General features: G+C 43.9%; 26 protein-coding genes. 24 read left to right on the forward strand and 2 right to left on the reverse strand.

Features of this window, described 5'->3' with window-relative positions:
• Window positions 1–37: 37 nt before the first annotated feature.
• The 18 genes from FS818_RS04750 to FS818_RS04835 all read left to right on the forward strand — a co-directional run bounded on the left by FS818_RS04750 (window position 38) and on the right by FS818_RS04835 (window position 14,486).
• A complete protein-coding gene (locus tag FS818_RS04750) occupies window positions 38–1,021 on the forward strand; it encodes a phosphotransferase enzyme family protein (protein ID WP_145330077.1) in 984 nt (327 codons plus the stop codon).
• Between the two features lie 42 nt (window positions 1,022–1,063).
• Window positions 1,064–1,555, forward strand: a complete 492-nt coding sequence (locus FS818_RS04755) for a GNAT family N-acetyltransferase (protein WP_145330079.1) — start codon at window positions 1,064–1,066, stop codon at window positions 1,553–1,555.
• A gap of 6 nt (window positions 1,556–1,561) precedes the next feature.
• On the forward strand, window positions 1,562–2,086 hold the full coding sequence (locus FS818_RS04760; protein ID WP_145330081.1) for a shikimate kinase: 525 nt from the start codon (window positions 1,562–1,564) through the stop codon (window positions 2,084–2,086).
• Window positions 2,087–2,099: 13 nt separating this feature from the next.
• A complete protein-coding gene (locus FS818_RS04765) occupies window positions 2,100–2,567 on the forward strand; it encodes a GNAT family N-acetyltransferase (protein WP_145330082.1) in 468 nt (155 codons plus the stop codon).
• A 41-nt stretch (window positions 2,568–2,608) separates the two neighbouring features.
• Window positions 2,609–3,184, forward strand: coding sequence for a GNAT family N-acetyltransferase (locus FS818_RS04770; RefSeq protein WP_145330084.1), 576 nt, complete (start codon window positions 2,609–2,611; stop codon window positions 3,182–3,184).
• A 32-nt stretch (window positions 3,185–3,216) separates the two neighbouring features.
• Window positions 3,217–3,750 carry a GNAT family N-acetyltransferase gene (locus FS818_RS04775; protein WP_145330086.1) on the forward strand — a complete coding sequence of 178 codons (534 nt, stop codon included), beginning with the start codon at window positions 3,217–3,219 and terminating at the stop codon, window positions 3,748–3,750.
• Window positions 3,747–4,382: a hypothetical protein gene (locus FS818_RS04780; RefSeq protein ID WP_145330088.1), complete on the forward strand. Its 636-nt coding sequence runs from the start codon at window positions 3,747–3,749 to the stop codon at window positions 4,380–4,382. The genes FS818_RS04775 and FS818_RS04780 overlap by 4 nt, the downstream gene beginning before the upstream one ends.
• Before the next feature lie 292 nt (window positions 4,383–4,674).
• Entirely contained in the window at window positions 4,675–5,877 is a 1,203-nt protein-coding gene (locus tag FS818_RS04785) for a glycoside hydrolase family 5 protein (protein ID WP_145330090.1), read from the forward strand.
• Between the two features lie 218 nt (window positions 5,878–6,095).
• The gene (locus FS818_RS04790) at window positions 6,096–6,635 is read left to right on the forward strand and encodes a GNAT family N-acetyltransferase (protein ID WP_145330092.1); all 540 of its coding nucleotides are present in this window, start codon (window positions 6,096–6,098) and stop codon (window positions 6,633–6,635) included.
• Between the two features lie 234 nt (window positions 6,636–6,869).
• Window positions 6,870–7,151, forward strand: a complete 282-nt coding sequence (locus FS818_RS04795; protein ID WP_397351712.1) for a hypothetical protein — start codon at window positions 6,870–6,872, stop codon at window positions 7,149–7,151.
• Between the two features lie 60 nt (window positions 7,152–7,211).
• On the forward strand, window positions 7,212–8,057 hold the full coding sequence (locus FS818_RS04800) for an aminoglycoside phosphotransferase family protein (protein ID WP_145330094.1): 846 nt from the start codon (window positions 7,212–7,214) through the stop codon (window positions 8,055–8,057).
• A 74-nt stretch (window positions 8,058–8,131) separates the two neighbouring features.
• Window positions 8,132–8,611 (forward strand): GyrI-like domain-containing protein, encoded by a 480-nt coding sequence (locus FS818_RS04805; protein WP_145330096.1) that lies wholly within the window; start codon window positions 8,132–8,134, stop codon window positions 8,609–8,611.
• A gap of 151 nt (window positions 8,612–8,762) precedes the next feature.
• Entirely contained in the window at window positions 8,763–9,311 is a 549-nt protein-coding gene (locus FS818_RS04810) for a glutathione peroxidase (RefSeq protein WP_145330098.1), read from the forward strand.
• An 83-nt stretch (window positions 9,312–9,394) separates the two neighbouring features.
• Complete coding sequence (locus FS818_RS04815) at window positions 9,395–10,243, forward strand: AraC family transcriptional regulator (protein ID WP_260989860.1); 849 nt, start codon at window positions 9,395–9,397, stop codon at window positions 10,241–10,243.
• A gap of 428 nt (window positions 10,244–10,671) precedes the next feature.
• Window positions 10,672–10,917: a hypothetical protein gene (locus FS818_RS04820; RefSeq protein ID WP_145330101.1), complete on the forward strand. Its 246-nt coding sequence runs from the start codon at window positions 10,672–10,674 to the stop codon at window positions 10,915–10,917.
• A 100-nt stretch (window positions 10,918–11,017) separates the two neighbouring features.
• On the forward strand, window positions 11,018–11,617 hold the full coding sequence (locus FS818_RS04825) for a nitroreductase family protein (RefSeq protein ID WP_090920855.1): 600 nt from the start codon (window positions 11,018–11,020) through the stop codon (window positions 11,615–11,617).
• A gap of 122 nt (window positions 11,618–11,739) precedes the next feature.
• Complete coding sequence (locus tag FS818_RS04830) at window positions 11,740–13,386, forward strand: S-layer homology domain-containing protein (protein WP_260989782.1); 1,647 nt, start codon at window positions 11,740–11,742, stop codon at window positions 13,384–13,386.
• Window positions 13,387–13,571: 185 nt separating this feature from the next.
• Complete coding sequence (locus tag FS818_RS04835; protein ID WP_145330104.1) at window positions 13,572–14,486, forward strand: NAD(P)/FAD-dependent oxidoreductase; 915 nt, start codon at window positions 13,572–13,574, stop codon at window positions 14,484–14,486.
• Between the two features lie 142 nt (window positions 14,487–14,628).
• Here the strand turns inward: FS818_RS04835 and FS818_RS04840 are convergent, their stop codons facing one another.
• Window positions 14,629–14,838: a hypothetical protein gene (locus FS818_RS04840; RefSeq protein WP_145330105.1), complete on the reverse strand. Its 210-nt coding sequence runs from the start codon at window positions 14,836–14,838 to the stop codon at window positions 14,629–14,631.
• Between the two features lie 221 nt (window positions 14,839–15,059).
• Here FS818_RS04840 and FS818_RS04845 point away from each other — a divergent pair, with 221 nt between their 5' ends.
• From FS818_RS04845 to FS818_RS04860, 4 genes are all read left to right on the forward strand, one after another.
• Window positions 15,060–15,413 (forward strand): DUF3243 domain-containing protein, encoded by a 354-nt coding sequence (locus tag FS818_RS04845; RefSeq protein WP_145330107.1) that lies wholly within the window; start codon window positions 15,060–15,062, stop codon window positions 15,411–15,413.
• A 285-nt stretch (window positions 15,414–15,698) separates the two neighbouring features.
• On the forward strand, window positions 15,699–16,265 hold the full coding sequence (locus tag FS818_RS04850) for a hypothetical protein (protein WP_145330109.1): 567 nt from the start codon (window positions 15,699–15,701) through the stop codon (window positions 16,263–16,265).
• Between the two features lie 203 nt (window positions 16,266–16,468).
• A complete protein-coding gene (gene cyoE / locus FS818_RS04855; RefSeq protein WP_145330111.1) occupies window positions 16,469–17,326 on the forward strand; it encodes a heme o synthase in 858 nt (285 codons plus the stop codon).
• Window positions 17,327–17,513: 187 nt separating this feature from the next.
• Window positions 17,514–17,996, forward strand: a complete 483-nt coding sequence (locus tag FS818_RS04860; protein WP_145330113.1) for a tetratricopeptide repeat protein — start codon at window positions 17,514–17,516, stop codon at window positions 17,994–17,996.
• A gap of 45 nt (window positions 17,997–18,041) precedes the next feature.
• On the opposite strand, the gene FS818_RS04865 is transcribed toward FS818_RS04860, so the two are convergent.
• Window positions 18,042–18,923: a LysR family transcriptional regulator gene (locus FS818_RS04865; RefSeq protein ID WP_145330115.1), complete on the reverse strand. Its 882-nt coding sequence runs from the start codon at window positions 18,921–18,923 to the stop codon at window positions 18,042–18,044.
• A gap of 181 nt (window positions 18,924–19,104) precedes the next feature.
• On the opposite strand from FS818_RS04865, the gene FS818_RS04870 reads away from it, so the two are divergent.
• Window positions 19,105–20,016 (forward strand): DMT family transporter, encoded by a 912-nt coding sequence (locus FS818_RS04870; protein WP_186375408.1) that lies wholly within the window; start codon window positions 19,105–19,107, stop codon window positions 20,014–20,016.
• Window positions 20,017–20,211: 195 nt separating this feature from the next.
• The gene (locus FS818_RS04875; protein ID WP_397351713.1) at window positions 20,212–21,273 is read left to right on the forward strand and encodes a LacI family DNA-binding transcriptional regulator; all 1,062 of its coding nucleotides are present in this window, start codon (window positions 20,212–20,214) and stop codon (window positions 21,271–21,273) included.
• The last annotated feature ends 230 nt before the right edge of the window (window positions 21,274–21,503 follow it).

Raw genomic sequence — 21,503 nt, forward strand, 5'->3', positions numbered from 1 at the left:
TAATTTACTTATAGCTAGGAAAGGAAGCTGAGATAAGATGGTGTCTAAAGCAATACTTTCACAAGCTTCTCGATCCTTTGGCTTCGCTCCGGAGTCTCTGGTTTTAGTAAGTCAATCCACGAATGTGGTTTACAAATACCATCAGCAAAATAAAACATATTTTCTTCGGTTATCGGAGAAACCGGAAGCATATGAAACATCTATTCGGGCAGAAGTTCACTGGGTTCGCTATCTGGTATCCAAGGGAGTTCGTGCCTCATTACCCATTCTTACGGTAGAAGGCAATTTGACTGCTGTATGCCGTGATCAGGATAAATGTTATGTTGCCGCGGTATTTGAAGGAGCGACCGGATATTTTTTTGATTATGACTGGAGTGTATGGGATACGGATTTATTTACTCGATGGGGAAGCGTCATGGGCAGTTTACACCATCTAACACAGAGCTATCAACCAGAAGATCCGAAGTTCATTAGAGCCGACTGGACTCCCCTGGAACTGGAGAATCCACATCTGCATACAGGTGACTATGCCTTGGTCCTAGGGAAGCTTCGAGCATTGGAGCAACAACTGATGGATTTGCCCAGAGAGGCCGAGGGTTATGGCCTAATTCATTATGATTTTCATCCTTATAATTTTTTGATTGATCATGGTGAGCTTAATGTCTTTGACTTTGATGATGCGATACGCGGTTGGTATGCTCTGGATATTGGGATCGCGGCTACACATGCGGTGTGGTGGGGATCACATGATCCGAAGTGGGGAACGAAGGATGAGTTCGCGAAGACGTTTCTGACCGCCTTTCTGGAAGGGTATGTGCAACAACACCCAATAAGTCAGGAATGGATCACTCGGATTTCTTTGTTCATGGAGTACCGAAATATAAGTTCATTCTTCTGGTGGTTAAAGGATTGGAATGGGGATGAAGGTAGCTTGTCTGATCATCAAAAAGGGGCTATCGCATCAGCAGTTAAACTGATCCAAAATGATCTAACGTTTGAAGGTTGCCGTTTTAAACTATAAGAAGACCAAATTAAGATCTTAAAGCGAGGAGTGGTGTGCATTATGGAAACAGAGCGGCTTATATTTCGTGAATACACTAAGAATGATTTTGAACATTTATATACCATGACAAGTGAACCAAACGTGATGAAATATATTCGCCACGGAAATCCATGGACAAAAGAAGAAACGATGCAGACACTAGAGAAGTTTATTCAATGGAACAAGGCAGGTAAAGGACTTTTACTTGCCTTTAATAAAAAAGATCAACAGCTTGTTGGAACGTCTGGATTGATCCCGCAATTCATTGATGGCAAAGATGAGCTTGAAGTCGGTTATTGGGTGCGAGAGCCCTATTGGAGACAAGGCTACGGGTATGAGCAAGCCAAAGCCTGGAAGGAGTACGGCTTGCAACAAGGAGAGAAGCGTTTGATTTCATTGATCCAACACGGAAATGCAGGCTCCATGCGAGTTGCGGAAAAGAATGGCATGACCCATGAGAAGGATGTGGACATTATAGGGAAACAAGTTGCGGTATTTTCAATCGAGGTGTAGTGTAATTTGAAAATTCGCATTATTGGCGCTTGCGGAAGCGGAAAATCGACTTTAGCTAGAGAACTGTCTCGAAAATATAACATTGCCTTCTATGAAATGGATAATCTGATTTGGGATCGAAGCGCAGAAAATAGGAGATATCCTGATGAGGTTAGGGACAGTTCTCTGCAAGCTATTGTTGGCTCAGATGCCTGGATCATTGAAGGAGCACAGCTGAAACCATGGACTTCATCATCTATTCTTGAAGCAGATTTGATTTTTGTGTTGCACCCCCATGTATTGGTTCGAGATTATCGGATTATTAAAAGGTTTCTGCTGTCTCGAACAGGGTTGCAGACGTGGAATTACAGACAATCCTTTAGCAATTTGTGCAAGATGATTGTGGAATGGAATCATCAATATGACGTTCAGGATGTCATAGAGATGACGAGTAAACATGGCAAGGATGTAGTTGTCATTACGAATGAGAAGCAGGCTGTAGAAAAGATAAATACTACTATAAACCTGCAACAACAATGTTTTAAAGATTGAATAAGGAGATAACATGATAACACACATCATCCAGATTCATCCCGTTACGCGAGATAATTGGGTACAGGCACTACAAATTTCTCTACATGAAAACCAGAAACTTCTGGTTCCAAGTATTACGGAGGGACTTGCTTATGCCTATATTAAACCATGGGATGAAGCATTTGATCCTTACGTTTTGCAAATCGAAGGCAAAATCATGGGATTCTTTTATATAAGTTATACGCCTGAAAGTACAGATAATTACTGGATTGGCGGCTTTCAGATTGACAAGACGTTTCAAGGGCAAGGTATGGGAAAACGAGCATTAAGAGCCATCATCGATTTTATCAATTATAAACATCCGTTATGTCAGATCATCTCTCTGACCGTTGAACGAGATAATCATATTGCCCAGCACTTATATACAAGCATGTCATTTATAAGCGAGAATCTGACCAATTCGGATGATGAGGTTATTTACAGATTGAAAATAAGATGAATCACCAAGTCAAGATATGCTTTTTAAAGGGAGGTAGTACTATGAGAACAATCGATTATAACCAGTATTACTGGCAAGATGACAAGGTGAGGCTGAGAGCCTTTGAAGAAGAGGACTGGGAGAGCTGTTATACTGAGGGCTTTGACTCTCCTGCTCGCATTTTGCTTGAATGTGCTGTTGAGCTTCCGCCAACGATCGCTGGAGCTAAACGATTTATAGAACAGAACATAGCATTCTCATCAACTAACGGTCGTATCATGTTTACCATCGAAAATCTTGACGGGGATACCATTGGTGGAATTAATCTGAACAGCATTGATGAGCGGAACGGAACGTTCAGTATCGGCATTGTCATCAATCAACCTTATCGTGGTCAGGGATATGGCACAAGCGCGATGAATATTTTGCTTGGTTATGCTTTCTTGGAGCGCAGACTTCACAAGTTCAACGATTATGTGCTGGAAGGTAACGAAGGCTCTGCTAGAATGATGCGGAAACTAGGGTGTGTGCAAGAAGGGATTCGTCGTCAAGTTGTTTATATTCATGGGAAACATATGGATTTTATTATGTTCGGATTAACAAAAGACGAGTACCTCGCTAATCTAGATGCAGAGTAGGTAGTTTAATAGGGGTTAGAAAGGAGAACAGTATGATTACATACCAAATCTTGAACCAGGATCATGCAAAACAGTTACAGGAAATTGATCGTTCCGAGTATATCGACCTCATTTATGAGGTTAGTGAACAGAGCTTAGTTGAGCACAAACAAGATCATGAATGCGCGAATTGGAGTCAGGATCAACTGGAAGAGATGCAGGATCGTTACGTTTATGAATTGCAGCATGGGGGAATGGCTTATGGGGCTTTTGATGGTACGAGATTAGTAGGCTTTGGTGTGCTTGCCCATCAATTTAGGGGGAAAGAGCAGAATCAGTTGCAACTCGATCTCATGTATGTATCCAGAGCGTACAGACGACAGGGAATAGGGACACGAATTCTTGCTTTTTTAAGTGAAGAGGCAAGAATGCGTGGAGCCCAATCCTTGTACATCTCGTCAACCGAAACGAGATCAGCGGTTTCTTTTTACCAAAGCCAGGGCAGTGAAATGACGGGAGAGGTGGACGAAGAATTGTACACCAAAGAGCCCAAAGATATTCATATGATAAAGGAGCTTAACGGATGACAACGGTTGGTTTGTTAGGAACCATTCATAATGCAGCACTTAGAGAGCATTACAATTGTTCACTGACTTTATATAAGCGAATCATTGACGAATTCAAACCTGACGTGATTTGTGGTGAGGTGCACCCACAGAGCTGGCAGAAGTATATAAATGATCCACAAGACAAGGGATACTGGGGAGAACCAGCCAGTGAATATTGGGAATTGATTTTTCCATTGTGTGAAGAACATCGCATTATTTTTGTTCCTATTGATTGGTTTGAACTCGATGTATGGAATGATTTTGATCCATTTAAAGGTTATGGTACCGAGGAACGTAAAGAACTAGAGAAACAGGATGACGCCTGGTTTATAAAGCAAATGGAAACTAGCTCGTATGGGAACATTCCGTTTAATTCGATTGAATTCGATCAAGTTACTAGAATGAAATACGAATGGTTATATAAGATGAACCCCAAGTCGCAAAATATGCGCTGGCAGGTTCGTAACCAAATTATGATCCAGCGAGTGAAGAATACGATAAAGAATCACGCAGGTAAGCGAATTCTCTGCATTGTCGGTGCGGATCACAATTACATATTTCATGATGAGCTACAGAAAGAGGATGTTCATTGGATTTATCCTTTGAAGTAAAAGGGGAATGAGAAATTCATGGCTTGGCTGATCGAACATTTCAAATAGGATTGAAAAGTGTAAAAACCTGTCAAAAAGGACAAGGAAATGAACTTTATTTACCATAATTGTGTTATTATGTTGGTGCGAACCGTTTTTTCGCTCACCACTCTATTCATAGAGAAGGGAGGAATATATTTTCGTATTTCTTCAATCAATCAATCAATCAATCAATCAATTTTTTAACCATCCAGATGAATCACTAGAATAACTGCACTGCTTGTTCCAAAATAAAATAAGCGGAGGTACCGTTATGACGAAAACGTTTAAAAAAATTAGCATAGCCAGTTTGGCACTGCTTTTTATGGCCACAGCGGCGTTTGCGGGATGGGGCTCCAAAGCATCGGCTGCCGACATGAGATCATTAACCGCTGCGCAGATTACTGCGGAGATGGGGGCAGGCTGGAATCTGGGTAATCAGCTGGAAGCTACCGTGAACGGGACACCGAATGAAACGTCATGGGGCAATCCAACGATCACACCTGAGCTGATCAAAAAGGTAAAAGCGGCAGGTTTTAAAACGATTCGTATACCGGTTTCTTATCTGAACTATATTGGAAGCGCCCCCAATTATACAGTGAACGCATCTTGGCTTAATCGTATACAGCAAGTGGTGGACTATGCGTATAACGAAGGTTTATATGTAGTCATCAATATGCATGGAGACGGGTTCCACTCGATTCCGGGCTCGTGGTTACATGTGAACAGTGGCAATCAGAACGTTATTCGGGAGAAGTATCAAAAGGTGTGGCAACAAGTGGCCACCAAGTTCAGCAATTATAACGAACGTCTTATTTTTGAATCGATGAATGAGGTGTTTGACGGAAATTACAACAATCCGAATACGTCTTATTATGGCAACTTGAACGCGTACAATCAGATCTTTGTGGATACCGTTCGCAAAACAGGCGGCAATAATAATGCAAGATGGTTGCTTGTTCCAGGCTGGAATACAAACATTGACTACACTGTGGGCAATTACGGTTTTGTCGTTCCAAATGATAATTTCAGATCTTCCGCCATTCCAAGCTCTCAGAAGCGAATTATGATCTCGGCACACTATTACTCGCCATGGGATTTTGCTGGTGAAGAAAATGGAAACATTACGCAATGGGGAGCTACCGCGACGAGTCCTTCCAAAAGATCGACATGGGGGCAAGAGGATTACTTGGAATCTCAGTTCAAGTCCATGTACGATAAATTTGTAACTCAAGGTTATCCAGTCGTTATGGGTGAGTTCGGTTCCATTGACAAATCTTCTTATGATTCCAGCAACAGTACCTATCGTGCTGTTTATGCCAAAGCGGTGACCGCCAAGGCGAAAAAATACAAAATGGTTCCGGTTTATTGGGATAACGGGTTCAACGGCCAACATGGATTCGCGCTCTTCAACCGATTTAACAATACGGTAACACAGCAAAATATCATTAATGCCATTATGCAGGGCATGCAGTAATTGATATTGTCAGAAGCAAGAATCGAGCGGCATGTTTCTTATAACCAGGGACATGTCGCTTTAGCGTGTTTTCTCAAAAAAGCGTGGTGCGAGTTTACTCGTAATTTCCCATGAATTTTACACAAGCCGCAAGCAGAATTCATTAAATGCCACACAATCATGGTTATACTTAATTTTGCTTTGATCTAGCGAACTTGAAGGATTGGGTGGTAGACAGAATGTTGAAGAAGCGTGAGCTGCATGAATGTCAATCTCTGCACAGCTTGATGATGGATCCCGCAGTTTCCCCTTATGTTCGTTATGCATGTCAGTCGCAAGAGGAATTTATGTTTTTAACAAGGCAGTTGATCGCAGAAGAAGAACAGGGAAGCGTTATAACGCGTACGATTTTGAATGAGGTTGGAACCGCAATCGGTACCATTGATCTGTATCACATGGTCAACCAGACTGGATTTCTGGCAACTTGGATTGGTGCTCCTTATTTCGGACAAGGATACAGCCAGCGAGCGAAGTCCGCGTTTTTGACAGAACTGTTTCTTGAACATGATATACAGACGGTTTTTATGAAAATACGCAAGCAAAATGTTCGTTCCCGCAAAGCGGTAGAAAAACTACCTTACGCTAAATTTTCCAACGATCTCTACCCAGAGGTCATGCAAGCCATTAATGTGAAGCAGTCCATATATGATTTGTACCATGTCGAACGTGCTACTTTTCTCGAAAGTCATATGGAGTTACATCATATTTTAGCTACGTGAGATAACTCGGGAATAGTAAAAGAGTATACCAGGCGCCGTCAGAGATGACGGTGCTATTTGATATGTAGGGAAACACGCCCCCTTGAAACTAGCTGTAGTTTCATTCGTAGAAGCATAGGTGAAAACTCCGGGATAAAAGCTGCTGCATACCTCGTTTAAAGGGTTATAAAAATTCCTTAATGGAAGAAAAATGGATTATAATTGAGATGAATTGTATTGAAGGAGGTTGTTGTTTTGACAACAGAGGTATGGATTCAAGTGGAAGAGATTCAGGATCAGGAGCCGATCTGGGCAGGTACCAAAATTCGAATATATCAAGAACAAGAAAATCCAATGGAATACTTGCTCTCATACATACATGGAAATTCGAATGAGCTTCAACTAACCTGCCTAACCCAAGGCGAGGCAGGTAATATTGGGGGTGTCATTGCTAAAGACCTGCCCAACCACTATGCACTGGCTCAAACGCTAAAGACCTTTTTGACTGGACTGTATAGTGAGATTCATTTTGAATGAAAAACAAAAATAAACGTCAGCAGGAGCGCCCAGAGAATTACAAATAGAGGAGGATGCAAGTTGTCTGAACTACCGGAGGAGAAGTTAACAGGCGGTAACGTGAATGAAGTTGTGCGCGTTGGAGATACGGTTCGCCGGAGTGCCCATCCGAATCGTTATGTACGTGAACTGCTGTTGCATCTGGAAAAAGAAGGCTTCCATCAGGCGCCGAGGTACCTCGGCATGGATGAGAAGGGTAGAGAAATGCTCTCTTACCTTGACGGAGACGTCCCGGGTAATGATTATCCAGAGATCGAAAGTTATATGTGGTCAGACGAATCACTAATTGCCGTTGCCCGTTTATTAAGAGACTATCACAATGCAACCGTAAATTTCACCACGGTGGGACAGCCTGATAACTTTTATCCAGGTATAGGTAGAGATGAACGCTTACATGAATCAGTAGATACAAATTCAGAGCATTCCGAAGTCGTGTGCCATAACGATTTTGCTTTATACAACATCGTGTTCAGACATAGTTTGCCGCAGGGTATTATTGATTTTGATCTGGCTTGCCCAGGCCCCAGGCTGTGGGATATCGCCTACACTTTATATACTTGCGTACCCCTAGCCAATTTTTCGCCCAAGCTTGAAGGTCAAGGGAAATCAGTTGATTCATATGATAGAGAAAAGAACGCTAATGTTCGAAAGAAACGCATTGAAATGTTTATGAAAGCTTACGGGTTAGATGTTCCACCTGATCTGAAACATTGGGTCGTGTCCCGTATTCGCTTTATGTGCAAAACATTAGAGGATCGAGCAGCAGCAGGAGAAGCTGCCTTTGTGAAGATGGTTGAAGAAGGTCATCTTGCTCACTATGAGAGAGAAGTGAGTTTTCTGGAGCAACATTGGCAAGAGTGGACATAGTTTTGTCGTATCTTTTCGGGCAAATGCAACGTTAAAACGGTTTGTATTCTATTGGTTCATTGGGGGAGAAGAAGATGGAAACAAAGATCGTTACATTGGATGCATTTTACGTTGCAGGTTATCGCATTGAAGCTACGGTGGAAGAGTTTGAAGCAGGATTAAGACAGAGCCATTATGATAAGTTAATAGAGAAGAGAGACGGGATTAAGCATCGGAAAAATGATCGGGTTCTCTTGATGCAACTTTACCCGTCCCATGAGGACTTTAATGCCAAAGTGCATCCATTCACACATGTATTGTGCTATGAAGTAAACGAGCCGGAGGGTGCGCCGCCTGGAATGATTATTCATCATGTGCCAGCTCGTTCATACGTTACATGTACGCACAGAGGACTAGAATCTGACATAGGTGATACTTATGACTACATCTATGGACAGTGGTTAGAATATGCTGGACACATACCTGAGTGTTATGATTTCGAAATCTGGGACGAACGTTACCAGCCGGAAAGTGCCGATAACGAGATCGATATTTATGTGGCTTTGCAATCTTAACCCCGTTCAAAGTATGTGATTAGCATAAAAATTTTGGAGTAAATGGATGACTCTCTACCTTTCTCAATACAACCTGGGTGACTTCGTATATAATGAGAGATGACTCTACAAAACAAGTAACTACATACTATTGCGAGGTGCACTTCGACTTATGCCAACGATCTATGATTTCACTGTGACGAGAACGAGTGGAGAGCGTTTCCCGCTCTTTCAATACGAAGGAAAGCCTGTACTGATTGTGAACACGGCAAGCAAATGTAAATATACGCATCAATTTGACGACATTCAGAAATTATATGATGAGTACAAGGATCAGGGTTTGCAGGTCATCGGATTCCCATGCAATCAGTTTGCGGAGCAGGAACCGGGTAGCAGTGCGGAAGCCGAGTCTTTCTGTCAGATCAACTACGGGGTGAAGTTCCCGATGTTTGCGAAACTGGATGTGAATGGAGAGCAAGCGCATCCGCTGTATGACTTTTTGAAAAAGTCAGGTCCGTTTGCCGGCTTTGACGAGAGCGACATTCAGGCCAAACTGCTCAAGCTGATGGTGTCAGACAAAGCACCAGAGTGGCTGCACGGCGATGCAATCAAATGGAATTTCACGAAATTCCTGATTAATGCAGAAGGTCAAGTTGTTCGGCGCTTCGAACCGGTGGATTCCATGGACGAGATCAAAGCAAGTATCCGAGAATTGTTATAAATTCAAGTGAACATTAGCGGGGCAACCAGGCATGAAGTGGTATCCCGCTTTCTTTTTGCACAGGAGGTGATGATGTGCCAAGCATGATGCAATTTAATGCTCCACTGGCGTATACCTATAGAGCCACGAGTCAGTTCGATCCGGGTAATTCGGACGGCTTCCATTCGCATCCACACTATGAGATTTATTATTTTCATGAAGGGGAATGCACTTATATTATTGGAGATCGGGTATATGCTCTGGAGCCGGGGGATCTGGTGTTAATGCATGGACTGACCTTGCATCGGCCGCATCCCAAAGTCGGTAAACCCTATGTTCGGACTACGCTTCATTTCGACCCTTCTGCCATTCGTAAAAGTCTGCACCCCGAACGCATCCATGACGTACTGAAGCCGTTCGATGAGCTGGGCAATTGCCGGGTGAACCTTACCGGTGAGATCCGCACCGAGTTTGAAGCACTGCTGCTAAATCTGCACCAGTTATCTTCTCACTCGTCCAGATTCAGGCAGGAGCGTATGCATATCCGGGTCTGTGATCTGTTATATTGTGTGGCAGAGATCTGTCAGGGACATGTGCAAGAACAGCGTTCTTCGTCGGAAAAAGAAAGACATGTCCAGCATATCATCCGATATGTGGATACAAATTATATGCATGACATCGGTCTGGATGATCTGGCTCAGGAACTACATCTGTCCAAGCCGTATTTGGCAGGTATGTTCAAAGAGATGACGGGACTGACCATATTTAAGTACTTATATGATCGGCGTATTAATCAGGCGAAGCTGTTGTTTCAGTTTCAGCCGGAGATGAGTGTGACGGAGGCCAGTCGATTGTCTGGTTTTAAAAGGCTGTCTCATTTCAGCCGGATTTTTAAACAAAGCGTGGGCTGCTCACCCGATCTGTATCGAAGTCAGTTGCATCGGCAGTTGTAGGGACGATAGGGACTTTAAAACGAAGTTTAGCGCTGTTAGCGTAAAAGAAGAATAATAGTATGTCATGTATATAAGTTGAACTATTCTTTTACACGTTAACGAAGAGGACAGAAAAAACCTGGAAAAGCGAAGCGTTCGCCTTTATCACCGGATTTTCCCCTTTGGAGAAGGAAATCCAAAAAATCTGGGGATAACAGCGATTGGAAGGTTATTCTGTCATCGGAGTGGACTGTGTAATATCTTTAGTTCAACTTATGTAGAAGCCGACCCGCGGAAATTAGGTCGGCTTCTTTAGCTTTATTTTCATAACCATGAGCAAATCGCGATCAAGGGTCTGCACCCTTCACGTAACGCAGATGTTTAGAATGCCAAATGAACAGGTAAAGAAAGGTAACGAGAAAAAGACGATTACAGGAGGCGAAAAGCGAATGGAGAAGCAAACACCGGCGCGACAACGGGAAAATGGCAAACGGGTTAATATGCCAGACCACCCGGAGCAACATAAGACGGAACACGAAAGCATGCTGGATCGATACGAGCAAGAACAAACCGTAGACCCGATTCCGATGCAAGATCTGAATATGAAAGCACAGGAAGAAAAAAATAAGGATCAAACGAAAAGTAATTCGTCTACAGAAGAGAAGTATCGGGCAGACTATCGCAGGAGAGATTAAATTTCCATGAAAATAAAATAGTTTATTGACTAATGTATGTTACTATAATATAGTTACCTTATTGGCAATGAACTACAAATGACTTAGGAGGCGTATATGCATGTCTACTTTTTTTGATGCGTTGAAGAACAGAAGATCTTATTATGGAATCAGTAAGGAATCCACAATCTCGGATGCTAAAATTCAGGAAATCGTCGAAGAAGCGGTAAAGTATACACCAACTGCATTTAACTCACAGACTTCCCGGGCAGTCGTATTGCTTGGTGAACAGCATGATAAACTATGGAATCACACGGAAGAAATTTTGCGTGAAGTTGTGGGCAATGAAGAGGCATTCCAATCCACAGCTGAGAAAATGGCAGGTTTCCGTAGTGGCTACGGTACGGTTCTGTTTTTCGAAGATAACAATGTGGTAGCGCAGCTTCAACAGAACTTTGCTGCGTACGCAGACAACTTCCCGATCTGGTCTAACCAATCGAACGGTATGTTGCAACTGGTCATCTGGACTGCACTGGAGCAAGAAGGACTGGGAGCATCCCTGCAACACTACAATCCGTTGATTGATGAGAAAGTGAAGCAAGAATGGAATATTCCGGAGCACTGGAGACTGATCGCTCAGATGCCGTTTGGTAAACCAACCGCAACACCAGGCGAGAAAGAGTTCCAACCGATCGAAGAGCGCGTTAAAGTACACAAATAAGGAAGAGCTCGTCAAAGTACACAAGTAATACTCCAACATTACCAATATTTAACCACATACGGCCTCGCTTCAATTTGATACGATAATGAAGATCGTAATCTATTGAAGTGAGGCTTTTTGATGTGAAAATAGTAAATGATAATAGAGTAGCCTTTCAAACCTTTCATCCCGTATGGAAGATCGTGTTAAGCGGCGTCATTTTATTCGGTTCAGTGGTTGGTAACGGAAGTATCGTTAACGGGGCGGTGAGCGAGCAGTTTACCTTTCAGGATACAAGCAAAAGCTTCGCAAAAGAAGCCATTGCGCGACTGGTGCAAAAAGGGATTGTAGCAGGAACAACGGAGCACACGTTTGAACCGAAAAAAGCGGTTACACGTGCTGAATTTGCATCATTTGCGGTTCGCTTGCTCGGACTAGAGCCAGTTTCAAACAATATTAAACCTTTTGCAGATATTTCTGCGAACGCCTGGTATTACGGTAACGTAGCTGCGATGACCAATCTATCGATTCTTGAGGGTAAAGGGCAGAACCAGTTTCAGCCGAACGCTTCCATTACACGTGAAGAGGCAGCTGCTTTGCTTGTTCGTATGCTGAAACAGCGCCCCGTGGCAAGCGATAGTATATACAATACATATGCAGACGCAGCGGACATCTCAAGCTGGGCTCTTCCATATGTACAGAAGGTGCATCAACTTGGATTAATGCGCGGAAGTAGCGGCATGTTCCGGCCTGCTGACCAAGTCACACGTGAAGAGGCAGCAGTGATGCTGGATGCTATCTTGCAAAATAACACATGGGCTACACAAATTCAGCGGAAGCAGGATCATGGGATTCAACTGGGATGGCAGTACAATTCATCGACAGCAGCATTTATAAAACAAGTGGAGCGGTCGCCTGTCAACACGGTGGTTCCACGCTGGTTTTTCCTGAATCAAGATATGGACGTTTCGGATCACGCCAATGCAACATTGATCTCTTGGGCATCTGCTACGGGAAGAGCACTATGGCCCATGCTGGGTAACCGTTCCAATAAAGAGATGACACATCAGATGTTGTCCAGTTCGGTCAACCGGGAAGCGGTTGTCAATCAAGTGAGTGCTTATGTGAAAAAATATAAACTCGGCGGTATTAATGTGGATTTTGAAAATGTAGATCCTGTCGATCGCGAAGGTTTTACCGCGTTTGTGACTTCGTTAACGAAATCCTTGCACGCTCTTGGCGCTGTGGTATCGGTTGATGTATCTCCCAATCTCGGTTCAGATTGGACGGCAGCCTTTGACTACGTCAAGCTGGGGGCGATCTCGGATTATATGGTACTTATGAGTTATGAAGAGCATTGGAACGGTGACCCCAAGCCCGGTTCCGTCGCTTCGCTTCCCTGGGTAGATCGAGCATTGACAAAGATGCTCTCGGAGGTGGAGCGTACCAAGACTATTTTGGCGCTTCCACTATATACGAGGGATTGGTCCACCGTGAATCCTGCAACAGCTTCCTGGGACATTACACTGGGAGAGCAAGGAATTCGTGCATCGGTATCAGGTTCGCTAAGGAACTGGGATACGCAACTGAAACAGTATATGATTAACTACACGTCTAACTCGGTAACACGAGCGATCTGGGCGGAAGACAGCCGCTCCTTGTCTGCCAAAGTGCTGATGAGTGGTGAGCGAAACATTGCGGGACTGGCTTACTGGTATATGGGCGGCGAAACTGCGGATGTGTGGAATGCCATTACCAATGCTATGCGATTCGAATCGTATCAGTTCTAATACTTGAAGACCTAAACCTTTCGTTTGAAACCGGAGGTTTGGGTCTTTTATTTTTGGTTTAAGCTATGGAATAAGTCGGGCCGTTTAAGCCTGTTTGTACGGTTTAATGTATAGAAGGACAAGAATCACCATGTGAAAATATATTTTTAAAAAGAGAGAGTACTGGATATTCAGGAGGGAATAACATGCGAGAGATGGATTGTATTATTGTGGGCGGAGGGATTGCAGGGCTTCAGGCAGCCATTCAGCTGGGACGTTATTCAGCGCATCAAGTACTGGTAGTCGATGCTGGGGAGGGCAGATCAACGTTATGCCGAACCTATCATAACATTCTCGGCTATCCGGATGGGGTGTCGGGCAAGGAATTACGGGCCCTTGGCAGAATGCAAGCTGAGCAGACAGGCGTTTTGTTTGAAAAGGATCGAATTGTAGAAGCCATGCGTGTGCCTGAGGACAAGATCAGGCTTAAAGGGGCTTCTGGAACTCTGTATCAGGCCAAAACAGTGCTGCTGGCAACCGGGCTATCGGATCGAATACCTGATATTCCGGGACTGAAGTCTACACTCGGCAGAACCGTGTATATATGTCCTGACTGTGATGGTTATGAGATTCAAGGGAAACGAACGATCCTGCTGGGGGCTGGCGAAGCTGGAGCGAATATGGCCATGACATTGATTGAACGTACGGATGATCTTTTATATATTAACCACGAACAGACCGAAATCTCTGCTGACCTTCATCGTCAAATGAAACAAGCAGGAGTCCGTTATCTCGAAGCGGCGGTACAGGAAGTACAGCAGATGGAGGACGGTCACATTACAGGTGTTTTAACCGAAGATGGTCAGATTTTCGAATCAGAACGTGGATTTATCGCGTTTGGCGGGAACCGGGTACACTATGAGCTCGCTGAGCAGCTTGGAGCCGTCATTGCGAACAATAAACATGTAGAGGCGAATCCGCGCAGTATGCAGGCAGCCCCTCACGTCTGGATTGCTGGAGATCTTGGTATACATGCCGAACAAGCGACTGTGGCTATGGGCGAAGGCGCGATCGCGGCCATATGGATTCACAAAGCGTTACAGAAGATGGCTAAGGGATAATGAGCATTTTATAAAAAAATCATAAAAAAACAAGTCCTCTCTTTTCCTGTTGGCTTAGGAGGACTTGTTTTCGTGCGTTTCTTTTGAGGAAAGTGACAAGCACAAGCATGATCTACTCTCAAGAATATCGGAGTACTAATGCTTATTTACCCGGTTCATCGGTTGCATTTTTATTGGAAGAATGATCATGTCCTTTATGGGAAAAGTCTTTGCGAATGTTGTCTACAATGTCTCCGACGACGCCTTCAATCATGTCCGTAGGTCCCGGATTTCTCTTGTCTGGTTCAATAACGGTATTTACGCCTGGCTTGAGTTCATCGTTTGTTTTGTCATGTTTAGACTTGTCATTCATGAGATTGCCTCCTTAAACTCGGTAGTTATCAATGTTTACTAACATAACCAAACATCTACATGTATATGTAAAACGTTTAACCCAACTACGATTTTTGAAACGGCTGATTAAACTTCAGCGAGACGTTTATATTATAAAAGACCCAAGGTTGTGAAGCTTATTGCAAGCTGAACACAAGTTACAAAATGAATGATGCAATTAAACTGAAGGAGGTAATAAGCATGAATGAACAAAATCATGTGATCCACAAAGACGGACAGGTTTCGACAGATCAGGTAGACAACGCAATTGAAAAGATTGCACCGGAGGAAAGAGATCAGATTTTACAAAATTTTGATGCATTCAAGGAATACCTCGGTAAACGGATTGCCATGGGCGAATCCATCGGTTTAAGTGAAGAACAAATGGCTAAAATTGCACAAAAGGTAGCAGATCATCTGGCGGCTAACGAAGAACCTCGCAACCGGGAAGAGAAGCTATTACAGGAACTCTGGAATGTTGGTAAAGAAGAGGAACGCCATATGCTGGCTCATATGCTGGTTCGTTTGGCGCAAGACACCAGAACAAGTCATTAAAAGAAGTTCAGGCATAAATGGACCGTACAAGCATAGATTAATATAGATGCAGCAGAAACCCCAAATGTAGCTGATTTGGGGTTTCTCCATCTAAAGCGGTGGACGAGCTCAGTAGTGATGACGTGAATTGTAACTATTTTTAATCTGGCTGATACTTTTCAGAAAGTGCTATGACGTATGATGAGTACAACATAAACGAATCGTTAATGTTTGGCGTGTCCGTTTGAGAAGAAGAGCTTTCGTTTAATGATTAAAGAGACTTATGAAATAAGGAGAGATGCTGGCATGAAGAACGCGGCGAAACAATGGAGATATCGGATGATCGGTGCAGCAGTGGCTTTACTTGGCATCATCGTGCTGACTACATATTTGCTTACCCCTGCAAATGCAGAGGAGCGTACTGATGTTCAGTCACCTTCTGCTAATAAGGCCCAATTGACCAATTCTGAAGTATATACAGCTTATATTGACGGAATGCGTGTGGAAGACGGTAAATTAATGCTGACTGTAGATAAAATAGGCTGGTACCAGGGTGAGGAAGCAAACACCATTTTCAAACAACGAAATCCGGATGCAGGCATGGACGAAGCACCTGACGGTTACTATATTGTTAATGATAATAAAGAGCAGGAACAAGTTGAGGTCAAAGCTGACGCCAACGTGCTCATGCAACTCTATGACCGTGATGGAACGGTTCAAGGAGCAGAAATTCAGTGGAATGAGCCAGTGAGCTTGTCCAAGTTTGAATCGCTGTATGGGGATAAACGGATTATGGATCTGTCCGTGTTTCCATATCATCTGACGATTCAAGATGGAAAGGTCATTAAAATTGTACAACAGTATATCCCTTGATAGTTAATAGGGATAAACCATAATTAGAGCATGATCAGGGAAATAAAAAAAGAAAAAGATTTGAACATAAGGCATTCTTTCCGCTCCATTCGGCGGTGAAGAATGCTTTTTGGTATGACAAATGCTTGAAAGCGATTGTAATTCATTGGTGGTACATGTATCATTATAGGAATGGCGTTTTTACATCATTCAGGAGGCTTCTGATGCTTAAAGACATGATTGCATTAACCAAGCCCGGACTGTTAAGGCTGAATGTATTTGCGGTTGCCGTCGGTTTCTGGGTCGCTTCACAATGGGATATCGCATGGATATCTCTGCTTATGGTCGTGATTGGTTCAACGCTTGTCATTGCTTCGGCTTGTGTCATCAACAACTATTGGGACCGTGAGCTGGATCAAAAGATGGAACGAACGAAAAAAAGAATGGATTACATTAATCATCTGAAACCAGGATTTGTTCTTGGTTACGGCTTGGTGCTCGGAGTCGCTGGTTTAGCGATATTGTTTCTACTGGTGAATCCGTTATCCGGCTGGATGGCTTTACTCGGTTGGTTTGCATATATTGTGATCTATACGATGTGGCTAAAACGAACATCGACATGGAGCACATCGCTGGGCGGAATTGCAGGGGCAATGCCACCTGTCATTGGGTATACCGCCGTAACGAATGAAATCGATGCAGGAGCCTGGCTGTTGTTTGCACTGTTATTTTTGTGGCAGCCTCCACATTTCTGGTCGCTGGGTATTCGCCGTGTGGAAGAGTATCGTGCTGCGGGATTCCCGCTCTTACCGGTGGTCAAAGGCGTTAAACGCACCAAGCTGCAGATGATTCCTTATGTCTTCCTGCTGATTCCTGCTGTGTTTTTGCTGTATTATTTTGATTACGTTGGGTTGGTATTTCTGATTGTATCTCTGATTAGCAGCATCATCTGGTTTGTACATACACTTGGCGGATTGAAAACACAGGATGATGAGAAGTGGGCGAAGGTTAACTTTTTGATCTCGGTCAATTATCTCATGCTCATATTTATTGTAATGGTTGCGAACACCACGTGGTCTTGAACAGAATCATAGGAGGGCACTCATGCTCTTCTGAACGCACCTTTTGAATGAAAGAGGGACAACCCTGGTTGTCCCGTTTTTCGAAAGTGTGCTTTTTGTTATGCGTTAAGTTATGGTTAGTAAATGTAAGTAATAAAAAGAGTTATGCTCAGGAACTATATTATTTGTTATTGGATGTGACAACAACATGAATGATTTGCAACAAGCGATCTGCCTGCGACAGGAAGGCAAAGTGCGGGAGGCCATAGAGCTTCTGCACCGAATTACGGAGCTGGAGCCGCAGCTCGGGGAAGGCTGGTATCAACTCGCCTGGGCACATGATTCACTTGGCCTGGAACGTGAGGCTGTGCCTTATTATGAAAAAGCATTGCAACTGGAACTATCAGCAGAAGACCGGGCTGGTGCTATTCTCGGACTCGGGAGTACTTATCGTACGCTCGGACAATACGAGCAGGCCCAAACATGGCTACTGGCAGGGATATCGGAATTTCCGGAGCACCGGGAATTCGAAGTGTTCTATGCGATGGTACTCTATAATTTAGGTGAACACGCAGAAGCGATGCAGCGGCTGCTCATTCAGCTCGCGGATACATCTGGAGATCAGCGAATAAAGGACTACAGCCGGGCGATAGGCTATTATGCAGATCAGTTAGATCGGGTCTGGGAGTAAGGTATAATCGTCGTTAAGCCATCAATTGGGTTGCATCATGCTAACCTAAACTTCTCGATCTGAAATGAGCCATTGCTGGACATGTTCGATAAAACGGCGTGCAGCTGGCGACAGATTGCGAAGAGAAGCACAAGCCAAACCTATCATTCGGTAAGGATCACCCTCAAGTGGCACAAGCGCGAGTGATTCCGTATGATTTTGCAGCACCATCTCGGGAAGCAGACTGATGCCGAGTCCGTTACGTACCATGGCCATTATAGCCTGATCCTCGGCAACCTCGTACACAACATTTAACTTGGCAGCATGCTGACGAATCAAACGTTCAATTTCGTTGTCGCCGCCCCATTTGGGAAGAATGAAAGGTTGCTCTAGCAAAACTTCAAAAGATATCGACTTCTCTGAAGCCAGAGCATGATCCAGAGGCAGGATGCACATGATCCTGTCTTTTTGCAATGTGATCGTTTCAAATGGCGACGAGTCGCCGAGAGACAAGAAACCAAGGTCTATGGCACCGCTGGTAAGCCAATTTTCAATCTCGGCATAGTCACCCTCCCACAGCTTAATCTCTATTCCGGGGTGGCGAAGCCTGAACTGCTTGAGAATACCCGGAAGCCATTGTGTGGATACACTGGCAAATGTCCCGATTCGTACGGTGCCAATCTCGGCACCGCGAATCAGGGAGATTTCCTGGTTCATCAGTTCGGCCCAGCGGATGATTTCACGAGTATAACCGAGAATACGCTCGCCTTCCGCGGTGACCCGGACACCCGAGCGACTGCGATGCAGCAAGGAGAAACCATATTCGCTTTCCAGGCTGGCAATGGCGTGGCTGACGGCGGATTGTGTAATATTCAGGGCCTCGGATGCTTTGGTCAGACTGCCATATTCAACTACCGTGTTTAGAATTTCGTATTTAATCAGTGACATATATATTAACTCCCTTTCAGGTTTAACCACAATTATATACATGAGTTTATTTCATAATAACTATTATAAATATTCATTTTCATAATGCAAAGAGATCGTTTATACTTGCCAAGGCGAGTTAGTTTAGTACATATAACCAACGTAGCTCAGACTATTATAGAAGAATGAAGGTAGAAGTTAGATGAATGGGGTACAAGGAAAGCAGATTCAAGCATCACGAAGAGCAGACGTGCAGATGCTGCTTGCAACCGTTATATGGGGTTCTTCTTATCTGTTTATGAAATCGGGACTAGCATCCATGCAGGAACTGAATTTGATTGCTTTGCGATTTGGAATCGCCTTTGTAGCGGCAGGGCTACTCTTTCACCGCCGTTTGAGAAGTGTAGATCGTGGTACGTTGCTTGCTGGAGGCGTGCTGGGTACAGCGTTATTTGCTGCGTTTGTATTCATTACCTATGGGGTACAGCGAACGACAGCTTCTCAGGCGGGGTTTTTGATCAGTTTGGCCGTCATTTTTGTGCCAATATTAACGACAGTCTTACGCCGGCGATTGCCGGACAAACGTCTAGGTGTCAGTATTGTGGTCGCAGTAGCAGGGCTTGGACTATTAACGCTTCAACATGAAATGAGCCTGCATCTCGGGGATTTGTTATGTATTCTGGCGGCATTGCTTTATGCCGTTTATATTATGATTGCAGGTAAATATACACCGAATCATGATCCGCTTACACTCGGAATCGTTCAACTTGGTGTAGCGGCTTTGTTGGGAACTGTAGCGACATTTTTGTTCGAAACACCGCAGTTACCAGATACACCGGAATCATGGGCATCGATCCTTGGACTTGGAGTATTATGCAGTGGGCTTGGTTATATTTTGCAAACTTTTGCCCAACGCCATGCTTCACCTACGAGAACGAGCCTGATCTTTTCGCTGGAGCCACTGTTTGCCGCAGCGTTTGCTTTTATTTTTCAGGGAGAATCTCTTACATTGCAAGGATACTGCGGAGCGGCGTTGATGCTGGCTGGCGTATTAATTACGGAGATCAAACTGCAACAACCTGTGTTCAGACGCAGAAAGCGCCCGGCATTATAATGTGAAGTGAATCTGTTTGTCCATCTAGATATATTTAGTTGAAGACAATTACCTATATATAAACGTAGATATACGAAAGATAAACGAAGTTACAGGTTAATCTGTTCCAGTTATTCCGTCTTGCTCCGATCTAACCTAACAAACCCCGAATGAACAAAACATGTTTTGTTCATTCGGGGTTTTGTGCTACACTGGATGAAAAATCAGGAAAATCGGGTGAGCAAGATGGGCAAAAGAGTGACCATGCAACAGATCGCAGATGCTGCAGGAGTATCCAAGTTCGCAGTTTCCCGTGCACTGACGGGGAAGCCGGGGGTTAGCGAGCACACACGCGAGATGATTGTCAGAACCGCGGGGCAACTGGGTTATTTTAAAATAGAGCCAAAATATAATGCAGTCGATTCTCATACAGTATCCGGCAGCAAAGCGGGGAAGAAAAACAAAGGTACGATATTGATTTTGTTTCCGAATATACGCTCTCAAAATCGTTCTTCTTTGTATTGGGGGCCTGTATTCGACGGGATTTCGGCGCGTTTGAATGAGCAGGGTATGGATATTTTGACACTGACGGAACCATCTTCCGACCATATGTTTTCGGTTCTTAATCCTGACGCCATTCGGGGTGTCATTACGGTAGGTACGATCTCAACGCCGGTGCTGCTCGAAATATATCGCTTGCGCATTCCGCTCGTTATGGTGGATCACGAGGATTCGGCAATACATACCGATACTGTATTTACTGACAATGTGAAAGGCATGAAAGAGTTAGTTCTTATGCTCGCGGCGAAGGGATATAAGCGGTTCCAGTTTGCTGGACAGCTACCTGATGCGGTTAGTTTCAGGGAAAGGTGGCTCGGGTACCGGATGGGACTTGAAGAAATGCAACTGCAGGCAGAACAACATGCGGGGCTGCTCGTGCAGGAGTATGCGGAGATGCAACAGACGATTAGAGAGCTCAAGCTTCAAGAGATTCCAGAGGTGATCGTCTGCGCGAATGACCACACGGCATTTATTATCATTGAGGCTTTGCGAAGTCGTGACGTTCAAGTACCTGAACAGTGCGCGGTAACAGGATTCGATAATACAAGGGCAGATGATCCTATTATGGCTACGGCACATATTCATAAGGAACATCTCGGAGCCCGTGCTGTAGATCAGCTACTATGGCGTATCAGTAATCCCGAGGTTCCATATGAGCGTAAGCTTATTCATGCGGACATCATTATGCGGGAAGAGTACCATTCGTTACGAGCCTAGCGCGGTACAGTTTGGAGTTTGCCGGCCTTCTTAGGAGGATGGAAACAAAAGGGAAGGAAGAGACATGAAAAGATATGAAAAGACATGGAGAAGTATATCTCTATGTCTTTTTTGTGGATGGAATGATAATTGAAAAAATGTAATTGGCCAAATGCATTGACTATTATACGACTAACATGTTAATTTTGTTTTGTGAATTGTTTGTTAATATAATAACAAAACCTAACAAA

Origin of the sequence: Paenibacillus xylanexedens (assembly GCF_007680605.1) — a bacterium.
Taxonomy (GTDB): Bacteria; Bacillota; Bacilli; order Paenibacillales; family Paenibacillaceae; genus Paenibacillus; species Paenibacillus xylanexedens_B.

Excerpts from the sequence above, each read along its gene's own strand:
- FS818_RS04750 (WP_145330077.1), top strand. The coding sequence starts at position 38 with ATGGTGTCTAAAGCAATACTTTCACAAGCTTCTCGATCCTTTGGCTTC.
- FS818_RS04755 (WP_145330079.1), top strand. The coding sequence starts at position 1,064 with ATGGAAACAGAGCGGCTTATATTTCGTGAATACACTAAGAATGATTTT.
- FS818_RS04765 (WP_145330082.1), top strand. The coding sequence starts at position 2,100 with ATGATAACACACATCATCCAGATTCATCCCGTTACGCGAGATAATTGG.
- FS818_RS04770 (WP_145330084.1), top strand. The coding sequence starts at position 2,609 with ATGAGAACAATCGATTATAACCAGTATTACTGGCAAGATGACAAGGTG.
- FS818_RS04775 (WP_145330086.1), top strand. The coding sequence starts at position 3,217 with ATGATTACATACCAAATCTTGAACCAGGATCATGCAAAACAGTTACAG.
- FS818_RS04780 (WP_145330088.1), top strand. The coding sequence starts at position 3,747 with ATGACAACGGTTGGTTTGTTAGGAACCATTCATAATGCAGCACTTAGA.
- FS818_RS04785 (WP_145330090.1), top strand. The coding sequence starts at position 4,675 with ATGACGAAAACGTTTAAAAAAATTAGCATAGCCAGTTTGGCACTGCTT.
- FS818_RS04790 (WP_145330092.1), top strand. The coding sequence starts at position 6,096 with ATGTTGAAGAAGCGTGAGCTGCATGAATGTCAATCTCTGCACAGCTTG.
- FS818_RS04805 (WP_145330096.1), top strand. The coding sequence starts at position 8,132 with ATGGAAACAAAGATCGTTACATTGGATGCATTTTACGTTGCAGGTTAT.
- FS818_RS04810 (WP_145330098.1), top strand. The coding sequence starts at position 8,763 with ATGCCAACGATCTATGATTTCACTGTGACGAGAACGAGTGGAGAGCGT.
- FS818_RS04815 (WP_260989860.1), top strand. The coding sequence starts at position 9,395 with ATGATGCAATTTAATGCTCCACTGGCGTATACCTATAGAGCCACGAGT.
- FS818_RS04820 (WP_145330101.1), top strand. The coding sequence starts at position 10,672 with ATGGAGAAGCAAACACCGGCGCGACAACGGGAAAATGGCAAACGGGTT.
- FS818_RS04825 (WP_090920855.1), top strand. The coding sequence starts at position 11,018 with ATGTCTACTTTTTTTGATGCGTTGAAGAACAGAAGATCTTATTATGGA.
- FS818_RS04835 (WP_145330104.1), top strand. The coding sequence starts at position 13,572 with ATGCGAGAGATGGATTGTATTATTGTGGGCGGAGGGATTGCAGGGCTT.
- FS818_RS04840 (WP_145330105.1), bottom strand. The coding sequence starts at position 14,838 with ATGAATGACAAGTCTAAACATGACAAAACAAACGATGAACTCAAGCCA.
- FS818_RS04845 (WP_145330107.1), top strand. The coding sequence starts at position 15,060 with ATGAATGAACAAAATCATGTGATCCACAAAGACGGACAGGTTTCGACA.
- FS818_RS04850 (WP_145330109.1), top strand. The coding sequence starts at position 15,699 with ATGAAGAACGCGGCGAAACAATGGAGATATCGGATGATCGGTGCAGCA.
- cyoE (WP_145330111.1), top strand. The coding sequence starts at position 16,469 with ATGCTTAAAGACATGATTGCATTAACCAAGCCCGGACTGTTAAGGCTG.
- FS818_RS04860 (WP_145330113.1), top strand. The coding sequence starts at position 17,514 with ATGAATGATTTGCAACAAGCGATCTGCCTGCGACAGGAAGGCAAAGTG.
- FS818_RS04865 (WP_145330115.1), bottom strand. The coding sequence starts at position 18,923 with ATGTCACTGATTAAATACGAAATTCTAAACACGGTAGTTGAATATGGC.
- FS818_RS04870 (WP_186375408.1), top strand. The coding sequence starts at position 19,105 with ATGAATGGGGTACAAGGAAAGCAGATTCAAGCATCACGAAGAGCAGAC.
- FS818_RS04875 (WP_397351713.1), top strand. The coding sequence starts at position 20,212 with ATGAAAAATCAGGAAAATCGGGTGAGCAAGATGGGCAAAAGAGTGACC.